This window comes from Bacteroides sp. AM16-24, from assembly GCF_003471885.1.
Lineage (GTDB): Bacteria > Bacteroidota > Bacteroidia > Bacteroidales > Bacteroidaceae > Bacteroides.
In genome coordinates this window covers 59,316-80,739 of sequence record NZ_QRKI01000013.1, presented here as the reverse complement: position 1 = coordinate 80,739, position 21,424 = coordinate 59,316, and the positions used below count along the sequence as shown (strand labels likewise).

Here is a 21,424-nt window from a genome sequence, read left to right as displayed (position 1 = left end):
AGGAACAAGCTATGAAATATTATATCGTAACAATGCTATTGTGGGTTGGTGCCATTCAGGCTTTTTCACAACAACCCCGTCTGAAACAAGTAGATGAATATTTGGCTGCTACCGGGCAAACCGTTGAACTGAAAGGTGCTCCCGAGAGGCGGTACGGGTTATTGAGTACCCTCTACAATAACCAGAAGAATTTGATGCTAAACTTGCCCGATCTGGAAGATTACGGTGCACGTGAGGTCATCCCTTTCGGCTTTCGACTAAGTACTGCTTCGGAGATAGAATTGGCAGGTCAAAATGAGAATATGGCAGAAAGTACTGTACGACCTTTTTATAGTAAAAGCATCTTTTCAGGAGTTTCCTATCAATTCTGCGACAGCGTGATTTATGGCATTACCCTGTTTTACGATACCCAGGATAATGCTAAGCGTGCAGCAATAGAAAAGAACCTGGACAGACATTTTAAGAAAGCAGATTATAAACAGGGAGGTGCTGTGGTTTATTCCGATCCGGATTATGCTGTAAGACTACTACCCGGCAAAGTGGAGTTCTATTCTTTATTCCATTTTCCGGTAGTTGAAACTTTCTATCCGGGAGTATCACACAAAGTGTGGTATGGACCTTATAACTATGAGGCGAATGGTGCATCGGTGATGCTCGCCTTCTATAATCAGGAAAGTAAAGAGAATAATATCCAGTCGGCCTTTAAAGTCAGCTATAAATATCCTGCTGGAAAGCCTTTCAAGATGAATCTTATCCGGTTTATTCTGGACGACATTACGTATGAACTTCCTTTGGAGATAGAATATTCCGACGTAGCAGATGGTGGTAAAGCAGTGGAAGAGCGTGATACGCGCACTTTCGTGTTTCCTGAAGTACTGAAAGCGATAGACCGTTCGAAGACGGTTAAAGTGGAATTGGTAGGTGAAGGTGGACGGTTGCTTTATGAGATGCCTGCTTTTCAGCGTGCATCCGTTCATACTGCATACGAATATTTCCGTTGGAATGTGACCAATCCGATGGCTAAATACAGAGCCTGGTAAAACTAATAGTCAACAACTCTAATATGATAAAATATGAAATTTAAGAATTGCTTTGTTGTGATGCTGGGAGTCGCAGCATTACTTTCTGTAACCTCATGTGGAAATACTAAAGTGAAGAAAGACGGATTGGCAGAGGTTGATTCTCTGGCAACTACGTATGTGAACCCTTTGTTCCAGAAAGGTCCTGATCCTTGGGCTCTGTTCCATGAAGGTATTTACTACTATATGCATACCGTGCAAGATAGTCTGGTACTCTGGAAGACTACAGACGTTACCGATGTAAAGAATGCTCCCCGGAAGACTGTCTGGATTCCTACCGAATCTTCTAATAAATGCCATCTTTGGGCACCTGAAATCCATAATATCGATGGCAAATGGTATATCTATTATGCCGCCGATGATGGCAATACGGACAATCACCAGATGTATGTATTGGAGAATGTAAACAAAGATCCTTTTGATGGAGAGTTTGTAATGAAAGGCCGTATCAGTACGGACAAGGATAACAACTGGGCTATCGACGGTTCTGTATTCCAGAATAAAGGTGAATTGTATATGGTATGGTCTGGTTGGCAAACCCGCCGTGTGGATACTGAAACTCAGTGTATCTACATTGCCCGTATGGAGAACCCCTGGACACTGGGTTCCGAGAGAGTTCTGATTTCCAAACCGGAATTGGAGTGGGAAAGACATCATAAGAACGAGAACGGCTGGAATCCTTCTTACGATATTTTTGTAAATGAAGGTCCTCAACCCCTGCTGAGTCCTAAAGGTAAGTATGTGCATATAGCTTATTCCGCCAGTGGGGTATGGACTCCGTATTATGCTCTGGGTATGCTGACGGCAAGTACTGACAGTGATATGTTGGATCCGAAGTCATGGTCCAAATCCCAACAACCAGTATTCAAACAGTCACCAGAGAACGGTGTATACGGTACAGGACACAATAGCTTCTTCCCCTCTCCTGATGGTACGGAATGGTATATCCTGTATCATGCACGCGATACACAGGTAGATCCTGAAGGTGCTGGAGATACCCGTTCACCACGTGCCCAGAAGTTTGTATGGCTTGAGAACGACTATCCCGATTTCGGAACTCCGCTTCCTACAACGACTCGTCTGAACAAACCGTCGGGAACAGTAGCAACTTCAGCAAAGTAACATCCATTCAATAAAAAGAAACCCTGATGATGAGAAACCGATTATTCTTTTGCTTCATACTTTTGATAGGTGTATCGTTTCTTGCGAAAGCCTAGGATAAGAAAGAAATCCGGAAAGCTGTGAAGCAGCATAACCGGGCAGTCTATCTGAAAGAAGGGTGGATACGAGATCCGTATATTTGCTTGTGTGAGGATGGTTTCTATTATCTGACTGGTACCACACCTACGTATGGAGATACCTGTGAAGCCGGAGATCCCTATAATCTGGGACTGGACCATGTTTCTCGGAAGATGGGTTTGAAACCAAGTATAGTCGGTTATCAGATTCGCGTATGGCGTAGCCCGGATCTTGCTGAATGGGAATATCTGGGCGAACCCTTTTCGTTGGAAAAGGGATACTGGGCCCGGCAATTCCCGGATGCTTTCCAGAATAAATCTAAGAAAAACTGGTTGCTTTGGGCCCCCGAAATGTACCGGGTAGATGGCAAATGGGTATTTGTACATACCTCCCCGAACCTGTAGGCAATGGTGCCAATCTTATTATTGCCGATCATGCGGATAAGAATGATTCTTTCGCTTTCCCTATGGGAGATGATATGAGAGATAAGCACGATCCTTCTCTTTTTCGTGATGATGATGGCACTTGGTATCTGACGTGGAGCAATATCGAGATTGCCCCTCTGAAACCTGATTTTCAGGGATTGGCAGCAAAACCTGTACATATTGATCCTTCCGACCGCAGCATCGGGCACGAAGGTGCAACTATACGGAAGATAGGAAAGAAGTATGTACTTTTCGGTACGGCATGGTCTACGGATGATTCCCGTAAGGGGTCTTATAATCTGTATTATTGCACAGCCGACCGGATAACCGGTCCTTACAGTGAACGTCGTTTTGCCGGCCGTTTCCTGGGACATGGAACTCCGTTCCAGGATAAGAAGGGCCAATGGTGGTGCACGGCATTCTTTAACGGGAATATCGCACCTGTATCCAAATTGGGCATTCAGAATCGCGATTTAAGTGAGACTGCTCAGACCATTAATGAGCAGGGAACCACGATTGTTCCTCTGGAAGTAAAGACAGGGAAAGACGGGGATGTTTATATCCGCGCTATTGACCCTGCATATGCTGTGCCCGGACCGGATGAAGCACAGAGGTTTCAGCTGTAACCCTTTGGTTCTTATGCCTTATTCCGCTGATGCAAAAGATGGTATGTTTTGTTGTAAAAGATGCCATCTATTGCAACGAAAGATGCCATCTTTTGCATGAAGTCTTAGGGAGATGTTGAAAGGAATAAGGGAAAGAGTTATTGGGGAGTAATGTAGAGGTTTTGGGGTATTATATGTTTGGTATTGCAAGTGATAATTTATATTTTAGACGCCTGAATCTTACAATAACAGGCTTATGAGTTATCATTTACAGGAAAAAGACTGCAGATTATCATAAAATAATTTCAAAATATAGGCTTTATGAGAAAGAGTATTATTGCTTTGACCCCATTAATGATTGCTCCCCTTTGTTGGGCGCAAGAGAAGCCAAATGTCGTTATCTTTCTGGTAGACGACATGGGCTATTCCGACATCGGTTGTTATGGGGGTGAGATTATGACCCCGAATCTCGATAAGTTGGCATCTACAGGGGTTCGCTTTACCCAGTTCTATAATACATCCCGTTCTTGTCCGGCGCGTGCCAGTCTGATGACCGGACTTTATCAGCACCAGGCAGGTATCGGTCAGATGTCCGAGGATCCGGGAACGTTTAAGAAAGAAACGCAACGGGATATCAATGATTGGGGCTCCGAAGGCTATCAGGGTTATCTGAATCGTAATTGTGTCACCATTGCCGAAGTGCTGAAAGAAAACGGCTATCATACCTATATGGCAGGTAAGTGGCACTTGGGTATGCATGGGCAAGAGAAATGGCCTTTGCAAAGAGGTTTCGAACGCTTCTACGGTATTCTGGCAGGTGCTGCCAGTTACTTACGTCCGGAAGGTGGACGTGGTCTGACGCTGGATAATGAACATTTGCCTGCACCTGAATCTCCTTACTATACCACGGATGCTTTCACCGATCATGCCCTTCAGTTTGTTGGTGAACAGAAGGATGACAAACCATTCTTCCTGTATCTGGCTTTCAATGCTCCGCATTGGCCCTTGCAGGCAAAAGAGGAAGACATTCAGAAGTTTACCAAACTTTACCGTTCCAAGGGTTGGGATAAGATACGCCAGGAGCGTTACAACCGGATGCAGAAGATGGGTATTATCGATAAGAATGTTGGTTTCGCCGAATGGGAAAACCGTTCCTGGGATGAACTGACAGAGAAAGAAAAGGATGAATCCGCCTATCGCATGGCTGTGTATGCAGCACAGGTACACTGTGTGGACTACAACGTAGGTAAGGTGATCGATTACCTGAAGAAAACCAAACAACTGGATAATACCTTAATCCTGTTCCTTGCAGACAATGGTGCTTGTGCCGAACCTTATCTGGAATTGGGAGGCGGCAAGCAGGAAGATATTAATAATCCTGCCTGCAATAATATGCCGTCCTATGGCAGAGCCTGGGCGCAAACTTCAAACACTCCGTTCCGGAAATACAAATGTCGTTCCTACGAAGGTGGTATATCCACTCCTCTTATCTTCTCCTGGAACAAGAAACTGGGCAACCGGCATGGCAATTTGTGCACTATTCCGGGTTATTTGCCGGATATTATGCCTACTGTTCTGGAAGCGACAGGCGCTGCATATCCTGAAACCTATCATGGTGGAAATAAAATTCATCCTTTGGTAGGTACCAGTCTGTTCCCCGCCATTACGGAGAAAGTGCCCTCCCTGCATGAATATATGTATTGGGAGCATCAGGGCAATCGTGCCATCCGTTACGGTAACTGGAAAGCAATACGTGATGAAGCAGGTACGGAATGGGAACTTTACGACATTGTGAAAGACCGTACGGAGAAAAATAATCTTGCTTCCCAGCATCCCGATGTACTGAAGAAGTTGCGGAATGAATGGGAATACTGGGCGATAAAGTACAATGTGCTGCCTAAACATCAGGACTCTCCGATGTTGTTTGCCGATACTACCCGTACAGGCAGGCCTTTCTCGAAAGATCCGCATGTGATTCCATTCCACGGAAAGTACCTGATGTATTATTCTGTACCTCCTAAGGGAAATTCGGGTTGGGGAATAGGTATAGCAGAGAGTACGGACCTGACACAATGGAAGCCTATCGGTTCTTTGTCTCCGGCTGCCGACTATGAGGCTAAGGGCTTGTGTGCACCGGGTGCACTGGTACGTAACGATACGATCCATCTATTCTATCAAACGTATGGTAATGACAAGAAAGATGCGATCTGTCATGCATGGTCGGTGGATGGCGTGAACTTCACACGTAATGCTACCAATCCTATTTTTGCCCCTAAAGCGGGTGACTGGAATTGTGGACGGGCCATTGATGCGGAAGTCATATTTGCAAAAGGAAAGTATTTTCTTTATTATGCTACCCGTACACCCGACTATGTGAAACAGATTGTAGGTGTGGCTACTGCTCCTGCAGGTACAAATTTCAATCGGGAAACATGGACGGAGGCCTGTGACCGTGCCATCTTGGTTCCCGAATGGCCGTGGGAAGAAACTTGTATAGAGGCTCCTTCAGTAGTAGAGATGAATGGTACGCTATATATGTTCTATGCAGGGGCTTATAATAATCGTCCGCAGCAGATAGGACTGGCAACCAGTACAGATGGTATCCACTGGAGGAAAGTTTCGAATAAACCTTTCCTGGCGAATGGAGATCCGGGGGCCTGGAACTATTGCGAATCGGGTCATCCGCATATCTTCAAAGATAAAGATGGGCAGACCTACCTCTTCTATCAGGGCAATGAGGATTTCGGCAGAACCTGGTTCCTTTCACAACGAAAGATTATCTGGAGGGATGGTTTCCCTCAACTGAAATAACTATCTTTTTACCAAATCTCTGCAATTATATGGTAGGATGTTTTTAGGATTAGTTAATTAGTGAAGAAACAGTAGAATAGGATGTAAATCCTGAATCTACTGTTTCTTTTTTTAGGGTTATGCTCTAAGTTTACTTTTCAGGGAAGATGATGCGGTAGTTTCCGCTCAGGTGCATAAAAGCGAAGAGGCGGAGCAGTCCGTCATAGTAAGCATCGAAGTATCCGTCTTCATACGGCTCGTGTTTTGCGTTCCACAACTTGTCTACGAACTCACGGCTTTTCTCGTGAGTGCACATCAGTGAGGCGGCGGCAGAAGTGGCTACTAAGCCTAAAGAGTGTCTCAACGCCTTGTGTTCTCCGGCCCGGAGGGTATCTTTTACCTGCGTGCCGTCTACGTTATACTGATCTACGAAGGTATCAATACCCTGGCTGTAGAGAAAGTTCTGGATTTTGTTGCCGTATTCCTGTTGCCACTCTTTGTCGGCACATGCCCAGGAGTAATCTAAAGCAATATTCATCGGTACACGCCAAGAATCGAAGCGGAAAGCATCACCAATAATGCGGTTATTGCCCAGCAGGCTGCCGTCATAGTTGTTGTAATCGGGGTTCAGACCGGTTACGGGGTGGATGCTTTTATGCAGGTATTCACGACTGCATTCGGCACATTCACGCCAGAAGTCGGCTCTGCCATCATCGGCCCAGCGTGCCCATACTTCATAGAAAGCGGGTACGTGGTAAGATGGATCGGTGAAAAGGCCGCCCCGTATGTCGGGGACGAAGGTGATGAGCTTATGCTCTACATTGATAAAAGGCATTACTCGGTCTGTACCATCTTTCTCCATGGAACAGTTCAGGATATTCCGAGCTTCGGCAAGGTAGTTGATGCCGGTGTCGTTTCCCCAACGGTTGGAGGCGAAGATGAGGGCGGTTACATAGTAAAGTTCTCCGTCGGAGGCGGGGCCTTGGGAGTTACGGGTACCGTCTGTCTCGCAGCTCCAGGCGAAGTATCCTTTCAACGGACCGTCTTGATGCTGCATGTACTTTGTGCCCCATCGCCAAAGGCGGTCGAAGATATCTTTACGGTCGAACTGGACTGCAATCATTAATCCGTAAGACATACCTTCGGTGCGGACATCATGGTTTTTGATGTCACTGATGTAAGCCATAGAGTCGCCTACTTCAAAATATACTTTGTCGGGACCGTAGAATACACCGTCAAAGACGGATTTGAGCTTGGCATCAATATCTGCCTGTTTGTAGCCCATCTCGGCGAGGAGATTCCGGTATTTCTGTGTTTCAAAGGCACCTTTATCCCAGGGCTTTGTCGGGTCTGCCTGGCTGCACGATGTCCCGGCGATGAGGCAAAGGAGGAGGTAAAATAAGTTCTTCATAAAGGAACGTTTTATATTATATGATTTTCAAGATTACGCAGTTAAATTATCATTTAACAATGACTGGTATCGCCTTCAACTGTTTCAGCTCCGACGTACCACCATAAAGTATTTCATAATCACCTTCTATCGGGCGCATTGTATTGGTTTCCGTATCAAACCATTCGAAATCTTCTTTGCTTAATGATACGGTCACATTGCTGGTTGCCCCTTTGGCGATGTTCGCACGCTTAAAGGCACGGAGTGCGTGCGACGGACCTTCTTTGTCGCCCGGACGACGCAGATACACCTGTACCACTTCTTCCCCGTCGTATTCACCTACATTGCTCACGGGGATGGTCAGGATGGTTTGTTCTCCATCTTTTACTTCCTGTGTATTCAATGAAGCGTCTCCGTAACGGAATGTGGTATAACTCAAACCATGCCCGAAGGGGAAGAGCGGAGCTTCTGTCATGTACCGGTACGTGCGTTCCTTCATGGAATAATCTTCAAAGCCGGGCAGTTGGCTCGTACTCTTATAGAAAGTGACTGGAAGACGTCCTGCCGGGTTATAATCTCCGAAGAGGACATTGGCGATAGCCGTACCACCGGCTTGACCGGGATACCATGCTTGCAGGATAGCATCGCATGTTTTCGATTCGGGAGTCAGAGCGATAGCGGAACCGGAGAAGTTGACGAATACGATCTTCTTTCCTGCTTTCTTCAATTCGGCAAGCAAACGGCTTTGGATAGATGGAAGTTCGATGGTTTCGCGGTCACCTCCCTTGAAGCCGGGAATGTTGACATGCATTTCCTCACCTTCCACTGCCGGGGATATACCTCCGGCAAAGATGATGACATCCGCCTCTTTTACCTTGTTTACTGTTTGCTTCAGATCAACGGGGACTTCACGCCCCATGTCAAAATCGAGTGCGGCATCACGGTTGCGGAAAGTAAAATCAATCTTGATATGATATTCCTTTCCAGCTTCTGCCTGGAGGGTGTAGACTTTTGCATTGTTCTTGAAGTTCATGCCTGCAGCCACTTCCTTACCGTTAATGGAGAGTTTCGTTATCCCTTGAGTCTGGAAGCGGAAGGCGATGTCTTCACTCTTGACGGGGCGGAATACGGATTCGTAGCTGGCAGAGAAATCTTGCAGGTTGATGCCGGCTGCAAAGGTCGTGGCACCGGTGGTGATGAAGTGGAAGGGGGTGCTGATGTGATTGGTTGCATCCGGTGTTCCTTCCTGTTTCGTATTATTCCAGTATTTGGCACTGAAACCTTGTTTGCCATCCATGCTACATTGCTGGAATACGCTTTGCAAAGTAACATCGGAGGTCAGGTCGCATCCGGGTTCATAGATGATCTGTGATTCGGGCAAATATTCGCGGATACCCTCCAATAGAGTGATGGTATGTGAGGGGAAACCATTGTAGTTGCCCCATTGCATTACGGAGTCATTGGCATTAGGTCCTACCACGGCCACTTTCAGGTTTTTATTTAAAGGCAGTAAACTCTGATTGTTTTGCAACAATACAAGGCTCTCGCGTGCCATGCGGAGTGCCAGTTCACGATGTTCTTTACTATCTACCACGCTGTAAGGAATCTGTGCCCAAGACACTTGCGAAGGTTCGTCCATCTCGCCCAACTCAAAGCGGGCTTTCATCAGGCGCTTCAGAGAGATGTCTATCTGTTTCTCGTCAATCAACCCTTCCTTCACAGCTTCGGGCAGTGATCCGTAGCTATCTCCGCATTCTATATCTGTTCCGGAGAGTACGGCCTTGGCGGAAGCGTGTTGTTTGTCGGGATCGGTTTCATGGGCACCTTTGTTGTAGAAGTCGCTGATTGCCCAGCAATCCGATACTACGATTTCTTTATATCCCCATTCGTCACGCAGAATGTGCATTAGTAGGCGGTTGCTTCCGCAACAGGGTTCACCTTCAAAACGGTTGTAGGCACACATCACTTCTTTCACATGCGCTTTTTGAACCAGGTCTTTAAAAGCAGGCAGATAGGTTTCCCAAAGATCACGCGGGTCGATGTTTTCGGCATTGAAACTATGGCGGTTCCATTCCGGACCGGAATGTACGGCATAGTGCTTGGCGCAGGCATGCAACTTGTCATATTTTTCCCCCTCAGGACCTTGCAGACCGCGTACCACTGCCATACCCATCTGGCTGGTGAGGTAAGGGTCTTCTCCGTAAGTTTCTTGCCCCCGTCCCCAACGCGGATCACGGAAGATGTTGATGTTAGGTGTCCACATGGTGAGCCCTTGATAACGCTTCAATCCGCCTTCTTTGCTGAATTCGGTATTCTTGGCGCGTGCTTCATCCGAAATTGCGGTGAATACATCGTAAAGCAGTTCATTGTTGAAAGAAGCTCCCATACCGATGGCTTGCGGGAATACGGTTGCCAGTCCGGCGCGTCCTACGCCGTGCAGCGCTTCGTTCCACCAGTCATAGGCTTTTATGCCCAGTCGGGGAATGGCGGGAGATGTGTTTTGCATCAGGGCGGCTTTCTCTTCCAGTGTGAGTCGGCCTACCAGATCATTGGCACGCTCTTCCGGGCTTAGTGCCGGGTTTTTGTAGGGAGGTTGTGAACAGGAAAGGAAGCACAGACACAGGCATCCGATTCCGGTGAGCAACTGAAGTTTTCTTTTCATGGTATTAGTGCGCTTTTTATTGTTATTAATAGACTTCTGTTTTGTCATTGTGGATGACGATTACAAAAATAGGCAGAAAAGAGGATTTGGAAGAAGAATCGTATTTCAGATAGTTAAGCCTATGTTACAGATTTCTTCCGGATGTTACATCTTGTTTTGCTGAGGTTACATTAAAAAGGAAAATACCTGTTACAAGGCATTTATATTTTCTCGCAACGGATCAGAACTTTCTGTTCATTGATCAAGGTCGTAGCGAACAGATAAACTTCTCCGCCTTCGCTCAATTTGATACGTTTACGGAGTTCCGCTACTGAACTTGGAAAGTTACGAACCGTGATATTGGCTTTCTTCAGATCTCCTAATACGCTTTTTAGTTCTTTCTTATTCAATGTACATATACCCGTTATCCGGAAGCTTCTTCCGGGGAAGTTCTTTATCGGTTCACCGGAAGTATAGAGGTGACTGTTGGGATGCAGTTTCTTCACCTTATATATACAGGCTACATTGCGGAAAGCCCCTGCTTTGAGGATGGACGCATTGGGCTCATATAGATATTTATCTAAAGTATCGGTATATTCATTGGAGCTTGATTGTTCCTGTTCGCGGGTGAAAGTGAAGAACTGTCCGGTTGGCTCTGTATTTCTCCCATCCTTCATTTGCAGATTGATGCAATGGATGGGAATATTCTCTGCGGCAACAGTATTGTGTCCTAAGATGAGTAAGAGTTCCTTGCATTCATTGTTTACAGAAACAATATGTGCTTCCTGTACGTACTTTAAATCCTGAATAGCCAAAGACAAGTCGAGCATGGGGGAGAGTTTCACCATTACGTGCTGCGCCTTTTCGAGCAGCAGGGATTCCAGTTCGGCTACATTCGGTTCACAGTCGGCAATGGCGACGGTCTTACCGCCATGTCCGTCTCGACGGGCGGGGTCAATGAATATCCAGTCGGCGGAAGACATTTCTTGCAGATGCCGGATGGCGTCTTTGTTTTCTATCCGGATATGGTTCAGAGCCAGTAGCGGAAAGTTATGCGAAGCAATTTCGCAAAGAACCTCCTGCCGTTCCACATAGGTGACATGATGGAATTTCGGAGAAAGAAAAGCACAGTCTATGCCGAACCCTCCGGTTAAGTCGGCCAGTGTGCCGGAGGAAAACTCCGGAATGATAGATGCTTTGTATCGTGCCGTAGCTTCCGAGGAACATTGCTCTAAGGACAAGTGGCGGGGATATAGAATGCCTTCTTCTGCATACCAGGATGGTATTTTCTCTGCCGCCGCCTGTCTGCCTGCTATCTGTGTCAGTGCGACAGGCATATCCACACCGGGATATTTCGGCGCTTGCAGAGCCAGGTTGCGTACATCATCCTTGCAGTGTTCGTGTATAAAACGAAGGGTTTCGTCATTCAGTTTCATAAACCTTATCGTTTAGTAGTTTCTTTGAAGCCATAATCCGAAGAAACGGTCGTAAATCTGATAAGTTCCCGCCTCTTGTGTGACAAAATCCTTTTCCAACAGTCCTTTTAATGCCGATTGTACAGAGCTGGAAGATGGCAATCTATATTTCTTGATGAATGCACCGGAGGTAATGGCACTTGCTTTCCCTTCTTTGGTAATAGCAATGAGCAGTTCTTTTTGTTTCTCGGGCATCCGGAAAAGGGTCTCGGAGTAGGTATATTGGAACGAGCCTATGATTTGACAGATGGCTTCCTCTACCATCGAAATATCGGCAACCTGATTGACAGGTGTCATGTCATACAGGGTATGCAGTACTTTCTGCATGTACCAGGTTATACCATCGAAATATTTGTATATGTGTTCGATGGCTTCTTTGGATATAGTCTTATTTGCTTCTTTGAAATGTTTCTGAGCAAATTTGATGTATTCTTCTAAAGGGATGCTTTCCAGATGCATCATCGATACGCTCTGATAAAAGGGACGTGATGCTGTCAGGAATATATTACCCATAATGTGCCTCTGGCTTCCGGCAAAGATGAAATGGGCATTGTTGCAATGTTGCACATAAGTACGCAGGATAGCTTCTACATTGTCTTCTGCATAATTGGTAATTTGCTGGAATTCGTCAATGGCTACGATACAGGGCTTGTTGGCCTGTTCCAGATAATGAAATATTTCATCCAATGTAGCATCCGGAGACTGGATGTCTCCCAAGCCTAAATTGAATGAAGGGTTACCATTAAAGTCGAATGTCAGACTGGCTTGCAGCGACTTCATCGTTTCCCAGAAAGTCTGTATCGCTTTCTTGCCCGAGGATTTTAATGACTCAATAATTTCTTTACTAAGGGCAAACACAAACTCACGCAGAGATTTAGTTGCATATATGTCAATAAAGAATGTGTAATATGCCTTTTGAATTTCTTTACTCTGGAAGCAATGACGTATCAATCCTGTCTTACCCATTCTTCGCGTTGAGATTAACGCGATATTATTACCATTGGTCATTTGGCGGATAAGTATCTCGCTCTCCGCTTTCCTGTCACAGAAATAGGCGGGGGATATGTATCCGTTTATAATGAAAGGGTTTCGGATGATTGGCATGGCTTCTTTACTTTATGATGATTATGCAAAGATAATTATTATAAAGTAATTATGCAAAGAAAATAATAATGGCTTCACTTAAACCTGTATTTGTGCTTCCCGAAGTATCGTCTCCATGATATCCAAATCAGAGTTGACTTCACCTTGCAGCAGATACTTGTCCCGCTTACGGACTACCTTCTCATAAATCTCCTTCGCACGCTCCGGCCGGTTCTCCCAATACAAGGCAAGTGCACACAGCAGGCGTTGTTTGGAGGACATCATGGTCTTGTATCGCTGGATGTATCTCTTTGTCCTGTCTGTATAAAGTCGCTCCACTTCTTCTTGTCTTCGTTCGCCTATCAGTTCAAGGAACAAGAGTTCGCACTCGATTTCTTTTACGTATAATCCTACAATTTCTTCTTTGTGTTGTTCTATCTCGCTGAAAAGGACCTGCGCTGTCTTGAACTCTTTCCGGTCGACATAGCGCGAGATATAGAGTAATTTTACGGCAACTTGCATGATATTCTTATAGTCTGTCACTTCATCGTTCGGGAACCATTCGTCCGGCATATCTTTCAGTCTCATACCTTTCTGAACTTCAGCGTTGACGGCTAATTGAAGGGCCAGGTACTTCCGGGTATTCAGGTCGCGGTGCATCAATATCAGGTTGTAGGCATCATTCGTGATGCCCGACATTTTCAATGGGATGCCGTTCATCAGCGCCAGGAAGAAACCGCAGATAAAGGAAAATAGGAGGAATAGATGCAGGGGTAACGGCAATTCAGGGTACGAAATCCAAAGAATAAGTGCGATGATTCCTGTCAACAGATTCATCAGTACCCCGCCTGCATTGTACCAGAAGTAAGGCATTTGTTCGTAAGGCTTATCCGGTGGGGAAAGCAGGCATTGGCCGCCCGTGCCGGAGATGGAGAAGCGTTTGAAGCGGAACTTTCCACCTTCTTTTATCAGGGTAAGGCTGCCCACACGGAAAGAGACGAATCGGTAGCCGGTAGCAAGCCCGAAAATCAGATGTCCGCCTTCGTGCAAGATGATTTGTACGAAGACAGCAAGTATGAGGCATACCAACGACAGGATACAGGAGAGCAATAATCTGCTTAGCTGTACATTTCCCATGTTGCCGAAGAATTCACTGAGTGTGGTTTCCGTAAAGAATGTAATGCAAAGCATCACTGCCCCGAAGCCGATGCATGCACCGAACAGGGTGGAAAGTATAAGTTTGAGAGCTTGTTTCATAGTTGTTCCGGTATGAGTTTTTACCTGGTTTCTCTGCACAAATATATGGAAATATAGGGGATTTTTACGGTATAACCCTGTATTTTTGTTTGGCTTCCTGACGGCTGCACCAGTTGAAGTGCCACCATTCACTGGACAGAGTGCGGAAACCTGCGGCACGCATAATGGTGCGCAACAGTTGGCGGTTCTCTTGTTCCTGTTTCGTCATTTTTCCGCTTTGCACTAGGGCGGCTTCGTTCGTGATATGGGCTTCGGGACCCAGATGGTCTACTTTCGTGCCCATCGGCAGAGGGACTCCCGCTTCATCCAGTATGCTGATGTCTACTGCCAGACCGTAGTTATGCAGTCCGCCGCCACGTGCCGGGTTGGAGACGTAGATATATTTGGAAGTGCCTTTCACCACGTTCCACATCTTTTGCTGTACGCTCATGGGGCGGGCGGCGTCGTAAACAATCAGGCGGTAGCGGGGATGCCGCTTCTTTAATTCCTGCTGTGCCCGTAGCAGTCCTTTCAGGGCGTCGGGGTGCAGATAGGCCTCGTGCAAATCTTCGTATAACACCCGTCCGGTGAAGTTATCGGCACGTGTATACATCAGGTCGATGGCAATGGTGCTGTCTGCTTCGGCAATGTTTACGAAACCGAGACTTTCCATGTGGCGGGCAGTCTGGCTTTGCTGCGCTGCAAGGGGGATGAACCAGAAGGTTATTAAAAGATAAAATAGATGTTTCATACAATTCTTTTAGGGATTGCAAAGGTACGAATTCCCAAGGAATTACCTATATTTGTGAGATACATAGATTTTGTCTATCAGTGTATAGATTTTGTCGGTTGGAGGTAAACCTAAGAAGAACTACTTTTGTTACATAATAATTCATTCATTAAACAAAATCCCATGGAAGAGAAAAAACTAACCGCTGCTAATGGTCGACCAATCGCCGACAATCAGAACACCCAGACAGCCGGACAACGTGGTCCGGTCATGATGCAAGACCCCTGGTTTCTTGAGAAACTCGCCCACTTTGACCGTGAAGTGATTCCCGAAAGACGTATGCATGCCAAAGGCTCCGGTGCATACGGCACGTTTACCGTGACACATGACATTACGAAGTACACTCGTGCCGCCATCTTCAGCGAAGTAGGCAAGCAGACGGAGTGCTTTGTCCGTTTCTCTACCGTGGCCGGTGAGCGCGGGGCTGCCGATGCCGAGCGTGACATCCGTGGTTTTGCAATGAAGTTCTATACCGAAGAAGGCAACTGGGACCTGGTAGGAAATAATACCCCCGTATTCTTCCTGCGTGACCCGTTGAAATTTCCCGACTTGAACCACGCCGTCAAGCGCGACCCGCGCACCAATATGCGCAGTCCGAACAATAACTGGGATTTCTGGACCCTTCTGCCCGAATCTCTCCATCAGGTGACCATCACCATGAGCCCCCGTGGCATTCCTTATTCCTATCGCCACATGCACGGTTTCGGTAGTCATACCTATAGCTTCATCAATGCCGATAACAAACGCATCTGGGTGAAGTTCCACCTGCGCACCCTGCAAGGCATTAAAAACCTGACCGACCAGGAAGCCGAAGCCATCATTGCCAAAGACCGCGAATCGCATCAACGGGATTTGTACGAGAGCATCGAGAAAGGCGATTTCCCGAAGTGGAAGTTCCAGATTCAATTAATGACCGAGGAAGAAGCGGATCATTACCGCATCAATCCATTCGACCTGACGAAGGTTTGGCCGCATAAAGATTTTCCATTGCAGGATGTAGGTATCCTGGAACTGAACCGTAATCCCGAAAACTACTTCGCCGAAGTGGAACAAGCTGCCTTCAACCCCCAGAATATTGTAGAAGGTATCGGCTTCTCTCCCGACAAGATGCTACAAGGCCGCCTCTTCTCTTATGGCGATGCCCAACGCTATCGCTTGGGTGTAAACTCAGAACAGATTCCGGTGAACAAGCCCCGTTGTCCGTTCCATGCCTACCATCGTGACGGCGCCATGCGCGTAGATGGTAACTATGGTTCAGCCAAAAGTTATGAACCGAATAGTTATGGCGAATGGCAGGATTCTCCTGAGAAGAAAGAGCCGCCTTTGAAGGTTCATGGCGACGTCTATAACTACAACGAGCGTGAATATGATGATGATTACTACAGCCAGCCGGGAGACTTGTTCCGACTGATGCCTGCGGACGAGCAACAACTGTTGTTTGAAAACACTGCCCGCGCCATGGGTGATGCCGAACTCTTCATCAAGCAGCGCCACGTTCGCAACTGCTACAAGGCAGACCCGGCTTATGGCACAGGTGTAGCCAAAGCTTTGGGTATCGATTTGGATGCAGCTTTGAAAGAGATGCGATAGGTATGAATTGTCTTTTGATAAATGACAGGTTATAACTATTAATTCTAAATACGTTTTTTGTCATACTTTGCCTACATCCTACACCAATGTCCGCTTTCTATTGATTGTCAATTAGATATCGGAGATGTAAAAGGGTGTAGGTAGATGTATGAAATCTTCTGCCTACACCCCGAAACATGCCTTGAAGTGCATGGATTACTCTGTAACTTCTTTATTATCAGCTATTGTGGATGCTTTATGTGCATCTTGCCAGTTTATGTGCAAATATCCCTTTTTCTCAAGTAAATAGAGGTTATTTATCCCTTTCTTCTTCGAAAAGTCAGTAAACAGTGGTAATCTTTTTACGATATGCGTGTTTAAAGAGTGCAATTCTCCGTTACTAATCCCCCATTGCCCCTTTCCTTTTCCCCTTTTGCTTTAAAGAAAATGATGTTATGCCATAGGCAAAACCTCGTTTCTCAATTGCGGGCTGTCCGGTTTCCACTTGCGGGCCGTGCAGCTCCCGATTGGAAACTGTACGTCCCGCAATTGGAGGACGAAGTTTTGTTACTGGCAAAAGGATAAAAACAATAAGGCAAAGTATAGTTTTCAACCTATCCTATTTGAATCTTTGTTGTTGTATTGGGATGATAATGCCTTTAGTTTATAACGTCCGGAAACCGGTAAATGCAAGTCTTGTAATCGTCTATATATGAATAGTTTATTCTCTAAGTTTTGTGAACACACTCAGAAAGCTTAGAGAACGTGTTCATAAAGCTTTCCGAATACGTTCAATAAGCTGAAAGTATATCTTTGCCTATGACGAATATCATTTGATTTAAGTTTGCGGCGGTTATGAATGAAATGATATACTGAGTATCTGTCATTCTGAGCGTAGTCGAAGAATCTCTTCCCCTACTGTATAGTGCAGCCTTATGCCAAGAGAGTAGATCCTTCGACTACGCTCAGGATGACGGATAGTACTGCTTATCACTAATCACTAAACGCTAATCACCTTTACTCCTTTCTTATCCGTTATGAATCAAATCCAACTACTCATTTGCGTGTCTTAGTATTCATCGCTCAGAGACACCATCTTCAACTGTTTTTCAAACGTCGCCAGCGGTAAGTCTGTATAAACTTCCACCTTAACTGAACTTCCGGGAAGTATATCGAAATAGTTGTCGCTGAAGGAGCTGTTTGCGTCTCCGGTAGCAATGAAGACGGCACGGGCGAAGTTATCACTACTAAGCGTTACTTCAAAACCTCCTTCAATGGGCTGTACACTGGTTGCAAGTTGGGCCTTGGGATAGTTCACCTCTTTTTGCTTCACCAGGAAGTAGTTGTTGGTATAGTTGCTATTCCCTTTATCCGTCAAGAGAACGGCATGGATGAAGACGTCTTCTTTGCGTACTCCTTTCAGGGCTTCATCCAGTGGGACGGAGAAAAGCGCCTTGCTGCTATTGGCATCCACTATCACATTCCGCTTGTAGCTGTTGAGAACTTCCCCCGTCAGCTTCATGACTTTTACCTCAAGCCTACCGTTGCAAGCCTTGTGGCGGTCGGAAACAATCTGAACTTTCAACTGCCCGTCTTCGTCGGCTATGGGAGATACAAGGATGTCCCGGTAGGCTTTGCGGGCGAAGTAATGCTGCGCTTTCCAGCGACCGTAATAGTCGCGGCTTGCCCAGGAAGCCACGGGCCAGCAATCGTTATGCTGCCAGAAGAGCGTTCCCATACAGTAAGGCATATCCCGGCGGTGCGCTTCGATGGCGGTTTTGATGGCGTCGCCTTGCAACACATGGTTCATATAAAGAAATGCTTCGAAGTTTCTGGGCTTGCGGTATTCGTTCAGCAGATAGGTTTCAATCAACTCGTTGGCATGCATACCTCCCCGCTGATGCGACATCATGACTTCCGAATAGATGTCCCAATCCTCTTGACGCGGTGCATAGCGTTTCACCGATTCAAATTCGGGGAAGGACTGGAAACCGTATTCGCTAAAGAAACGGCTTCTCTCCTTATTATACATTTCAATCGGCTTCTTGCCGTGCCATACTTCCCAGTAGTGGCGGTCGCCGTTGCGGTCGTCGCTGCCGCCATCATAGCGGGCGAAGGGGGAAGAAGGCCAATAGAAGCTTTCGGGAGCATACTCTTCTACCACCTGAGGGAGTGTGACGTTGTACTGGTCGTTGAACTGTTTCCAGATTTTCTGTTCGTATTCGGGGTTCTGCGCTTTATACCGCTTCTGCCAGCCCCAGTTGAACCAGGCATCGTTACATTCGTTGTTGCCGCACCAAAGGGCGATGCAGGCATGGTTGCGGAGCCGCTTCACGTTGTCGATGGCTTCTTGACGGATGTTTTCCAGAAGCTCCCCTTCGGCGGGATAGAGGCTGCACGCAAACATGAAGTCCTGCCAGACGAGGATGCCGTAGCGGTCGCAAAGTTGGTAGAAAAGGTCGCTTTCGTAGGTGCCGCCGCCCCAGATGCGGAGCATGTTCATGTTGGCGTTGGCGGCGTCGAGGATGGTCTTTTCGTATTGCTCTGGTGTGACGCGCGGCAGGAAGTTATCCTGCGGGATATAGTTGGCACCTTTGGCAAATACGGGGATGCCGTTCAGTTCTACGTAGAAGGTTTTTCCATCTTTGTCCGGGCGGTTGATGATTTTGAGTGAGCGCAGGCCCACTTCTTCTGTCCAGGCATCGGATGTCTGATTATTGACGGTGAGGTCTGTGCGGAAACTGTACAGATGTGGTTCGCCCAGTCCGTTGCTCCACCATAGTTTCGGGCTCTTGATGGAGAAGGGTAGGGAAATCTTGTTGATGCCTTTCTGCAGGGAAACGGTTTGCCCCGCCAGTACTCTGCCGGAAGCGGCTTCGGTGATGGTGACGTTTGCCTGGTCTATCTCCTTGTCTGCCAGTATCTCCACTTCTCCGATGAGGGATGCACGGCTTTTGCTGACTTCCGGCTGGCGGATGAAGACATCGTTGATTCGGGCATTATCCCAGGCTTCCACATATACAGACCGCCAGATGCCGGAGGTGACGAGGCGGGGGCCCCAGTCCCATCCGTAGTGGTAACCAGCTTTGCGGGCGAATACGCTGACTTTCTTATTGAATACTCCGCCGTTCTCGGACTGGTCGTTGCCGGCTTCATACTGGTAAGGCAGGGCGTCCCACTTGGGAATATCCACTTTGATGGGGGAGTGGAAATAGATTTTCAGTACGTTCTCACCGGGTTTCAGGTCGGGCTTGATGCTGGTTTTCCATTCGCGGAACATGTTGTTGGCTTCCAGTATCTTCTTCTCGTTCAGGTATACGTCGGCATACGTATCCAGTCCTTTGAAGATGAGGTCGATGTTCTCCCTTCCCATCATTTCGGGGGTGAGTTGGAAGGTGGTCTGGTATATCCAGTCTTCTTTGTCAATCCATTGCATGCCTCGCTCGTTGAGGCGGAAGAAAGGGTCTTCGATGATTTTGTTGTCCATCAGGTCGGTGTGCACCACTCCGGGCACGGTGGCGGGATACCAGTTGCTTAGTCTGGCTTGCTTGAACTTCCATCCTTCATTCAGTTCTTTGCGCAGGGGGACGGCTATCAGGAGGGCGCTGCACAGGAGTGATGAGGTCAGCAAAGACGCTCGCTTCAGGTTTAAATTCGGCTTTTTCATTATGTATAAGATGTTTCTCAGCCCAAAGATAATAATAATGAGGTTGTGTCAAAAGTAAGAATCACTATCATTTCGCTCTGTCATCCTGAACGTAGTGAAGGATCTGCTCCCCTGAATGCACAGAGAAGAGATCCTTCGACAAGCTCAGGATGACAAAATGATACGCTTGTCAGAGTTTCGACACAACCTCAAATCAATGTACCTTTACTTTATAATTATCTTAGAGATATGGAATGATCGTGATATAAATACCCGTAATAATAGCCGAAGTGATAACCCCGGAGATATTTGCTCCCAAGGCATCCCCCAGAATGAACGAGTCAGGATTATCCTTACTAACCAGCTTTTGAGCTACCTTTGCCGTAGTCGGCACACAACTGACAGCTGCAATTCCGATTACCGGATTATAATTTCCTTTCTTAATGAAGTACATGATGTATCCTCCCATAATGCCGCCGATACCCGAAAGCAACAGTGCCACTATACCCAATACTAATAATTTCAGAATCTTCGGATCAAGCAGTAGATGTGCATCACAAAGCACGCCCAGCAATACGCCCAACATAAATGTAGAGCCATAAAGCAATGGACCGCTAACGAAATCATAAATATGCTTCATGCCTGATTCACGTACGGCAACTCCCAGGAAGAGAGAGAAAAACAACGGCGAAGCCACCGGGAACAAGAAGCACAACACTGCACACAGCACAGCCGAGAATGCCAGTTTCACCTTGGCATCGTAGTTTTTAGGTGCTTTCTTCGAAGTCATCTTGATGGCACGCAGGCGTTTGGGAACCAGTAACTTCACCAGATACGGGTAGCCGCCATACGTTAGTCCCAGATACAGATAAGCCACTACTGTGATAGGTACAAATAAATGTTTGGCCAAAGCCAGTGATGTAAACAGAACCATAGGACCATCTGCACCTCCTACCATAGCTACAGAAGCACTTTCTTGCAATGTCAGTCCAAGGGCGGAAGCTACGGGGATAGTCAGGAAAGTACCCAATTCGGCACATAAAGCCAGGAAAAGGCTGACGAAAGGCTTTTGTAGCAGAAAGCCTACATCCAACAAAGTACCTATGCCCATAAATACAAAACAGGCTATCAATCCGTTACTGAAGGTGAGTGTATAGACAGGTTGCAAAAAATCTATCTGCATCGTGTTCATCAGGTCATCCGTATCCGAAAGCATCGGATCGAGAAAGAGGTTGCCTAATGTGCCGTCCGGCATGAAAAGTGTTCCACAATTGATGGCAACCATCCCCAGCCCCATCGGAATCATTACCATAGGCTCAAGCACTCCTTTCCAGCCCAGATATATGAGTAACAAACCTAAAAGGATTAAAAACACACGGGCCGATGCAAGCAGGTAGCCACTTTCCATCATTGTTCCAAAACCTTGGAATAGGGTCGCGAAATCTATATTTTCCAT

The 21,424-nt window shown here is 46.7% G+C and carries 14 protein-coding genes and 1 pseudogene; 7 read left to right on the top strand and 8 right to left on the bottom strand.

Annotated features, from left to right (window positions below; all coding sequences use genetic code 11):
• Positions 1-11: 11 nt before the first annotated feature.
• From DW182_RS15175 to DW182_RS22560, 6 genes and pseudogenes are all read left to right on the top strand, one after another.
• The gene (locus DW182_RS15175; protein ID WP_044534102.1) at positions 12-1,040 is read left to right on the top strand and encodes a hypothetical protein; all 1,029 of its coding nucleotides are present in this window, start codon (positions 12-14) and stop codon (positions 1,038-1,040) included.
• Between the two features lie 33 nt (positions 1,041-1,073).
• Positions 1,074-2,201 carry a family 43 glycosylhydrolase gene (locus DW182_RS15170; RefSeq protein WP_007660843.1) on the top strand — a complete coding sequence of 376 codons (1,128 nt, stop codon included), beginning with the start codon at positions 1,074-1,076 and terminating at the stop codon, positions 2,199-2,201.
• A gap of 119 nt (positions 2,202-2,320) precedes the next feature.
• Positions 2,321-2,722: a family 43 glycosylhydrolase gene (locus DW182_RS22720; RefSeq protein ID WP_255421299.1), complete on the top strand. Its 402-nt coding sequence runs from the start codon at positions 2,321-2,323 to the stop codon at positions 2,720-2,722.
• Positions 2,689-3,369 carry a family 43 glycosylhydrolase gene (locus tag DW182_RS15165; protein WP_255421298.1) on the top strand — a complete coding sequence of 227 codons (681 nt, stop codon included), beginning with the start codon at positions 2,689-2,691 and terminating at the stop codon, positions 3,367-3,369. The genes DW182_RS22720 and DW182_RS15165 overlap by 34 nt, the downstream gene beginning before the upstream one ends.
• A gap of 333 nt (positions 3,370-3,702) precedes the next feature.
• Positions 3,703-5,253 (top strand): annotated as a pseudogene (locus DW182_RS22565) (arylsulfatase); the annotation flags it as partial.
• Positions 5,227-6,159 carry a family 43 glycosylhydrolase gene (locus DW182_RS22560; protein ID WP_044532670.1) on the top strand — a complete coding sequence of 311 codons (933 nt, stop codon included), beginning with the start codon at positions 5,227-5,229 and terminating at the stop codon, positions 6,157-6,159. The pseudogene DW182_RS22565 and the gene DW182_RS22560, both read left to right, overlap by 27 nt.
• A 130-nt stretch (positions 6,160-6,289) precedes the next feature.
• Here the strand turns inward: DW182_RS22560 and DW182_RS15150 are convergent, their stop codons facing one another.
• The 6 genes from DW182_RS15150 to DW182_RS15125 all read right to left on the bottom strand — a co-directional run bounded on the left by DW182_RS15150 (position 6,290) and on the right by DW182_RS15125 (position 14,714).
• On the bottom strand, positions 6,290-7,549 hold the full coding sequence (locus DW182_RS15150; protein ID WP_118296040.1) for a glycosyl hydrolase family 8: 1,260 nt from the start codon (positions 7,547-7,549) through the stop codon (positions 6,290-6,292).
• A gap of 49 nt (positions 7,550-7,598) precedes the next feature.
• A complete protein-coding gene (gene xyl3A, locus DW182_RS15145; RefSeq protein WP_044154763.1) occupies positions 7,599-10,190 on the bottom strand; it encodes a xylan 1,4-beta-xylosidase in 2,592 nt (863 codons plus the stop codon).
• A gap of 200 nt (positions 10,191-10,390) precedes the next feature.
• Entirely contained in the window at positions 10,391-11,605 is a 1,215-nt protein-coding gene (locus DW182_RS15140) for a hypothetical protein (protein WP_007660836.1), read from the bottom strand.
• Between the two features lie 12 nt (positions 11,606-11,617).
• Positions 11,618-12,748: an ATP-binding protein gene (locus DW182_RS15135; protein WP_118296039.1), complete on the bottom strand. Its 1,131-nt coding sequence runs from the start codon at positions 12,746-12,748 to the stop codon at positions 11,618-11,620.
• Positions 12,749-12,826: 78 nt separating this feature from the next.
• Positions 12,827-13,984 (bottom strand): M50 family metallopeptidase, encoded by a 1,158-nt coding sequence (locus tag DW182_RS15130; protein WP_021967504.1) that lies wholly within the window; start codon positions 13,982-13,984, stop codon positions 12,827-12,829.
• Positions 13,985-14,048: 64 nt separating this feature from the next.
• Positions 14,049-14,714, bottom strand: a complete 666-nt coding sequence (locus DW182_RS15125; protein ID WP_118296038.1) for a M15 family metallopeptidase — start codon at positions 14,712-14,714, stop codon at positions 14,049-14,051.
• Positions 14,715-14,876: 162 nt separating this feature from the next.
• On the opposite strand from DW182_RS15125, the gene DW182_RS15120 reads away from it, so the two are divergent.
• Positions 14,877-16,343: a catalase gene (locus DW182_RS15120; protein ID WP_115502252.1), complete on the top strand. Its 1,467-nt coding sequence runs from the start codon at positions 14,877-14,879 to the stop codon at positions 16,341-16,343.
• A gap of 1,048 nt (positions 16,344-17,391) precedes the next feature.
• On the opposite strand, the gene DW182_RS15115 is transcribed toward DW182_RS15120, so the two are convergent.
• Both DW182_RS15115 and DW182_RS15110 read right to left on the bottom strand, forming a co-directional pair.
• A complete protein-coding gene (locus DW182_RS15115) occupies positions 17,392-19,989 on the bottom strand; it encodes a glycoside hydrolase family 2 protein (RefSeq protein ID WP_118296037.1) in 2,598 nt (865 codons plus the stop codon).
• A 220-nt stretch (positions 19,990-20,209) separates the two neighbouring features.
• Positions 20,210-21,424, bottom strand: a complete 1,215-nt coding sequence (locus tag DW182_RS15110; protein WP_009130245.1) for a sodium ion-translocating decarboxylase subunit beta — start codon at positions 21,422-21,424, stop codon at positions 20,210-20,212.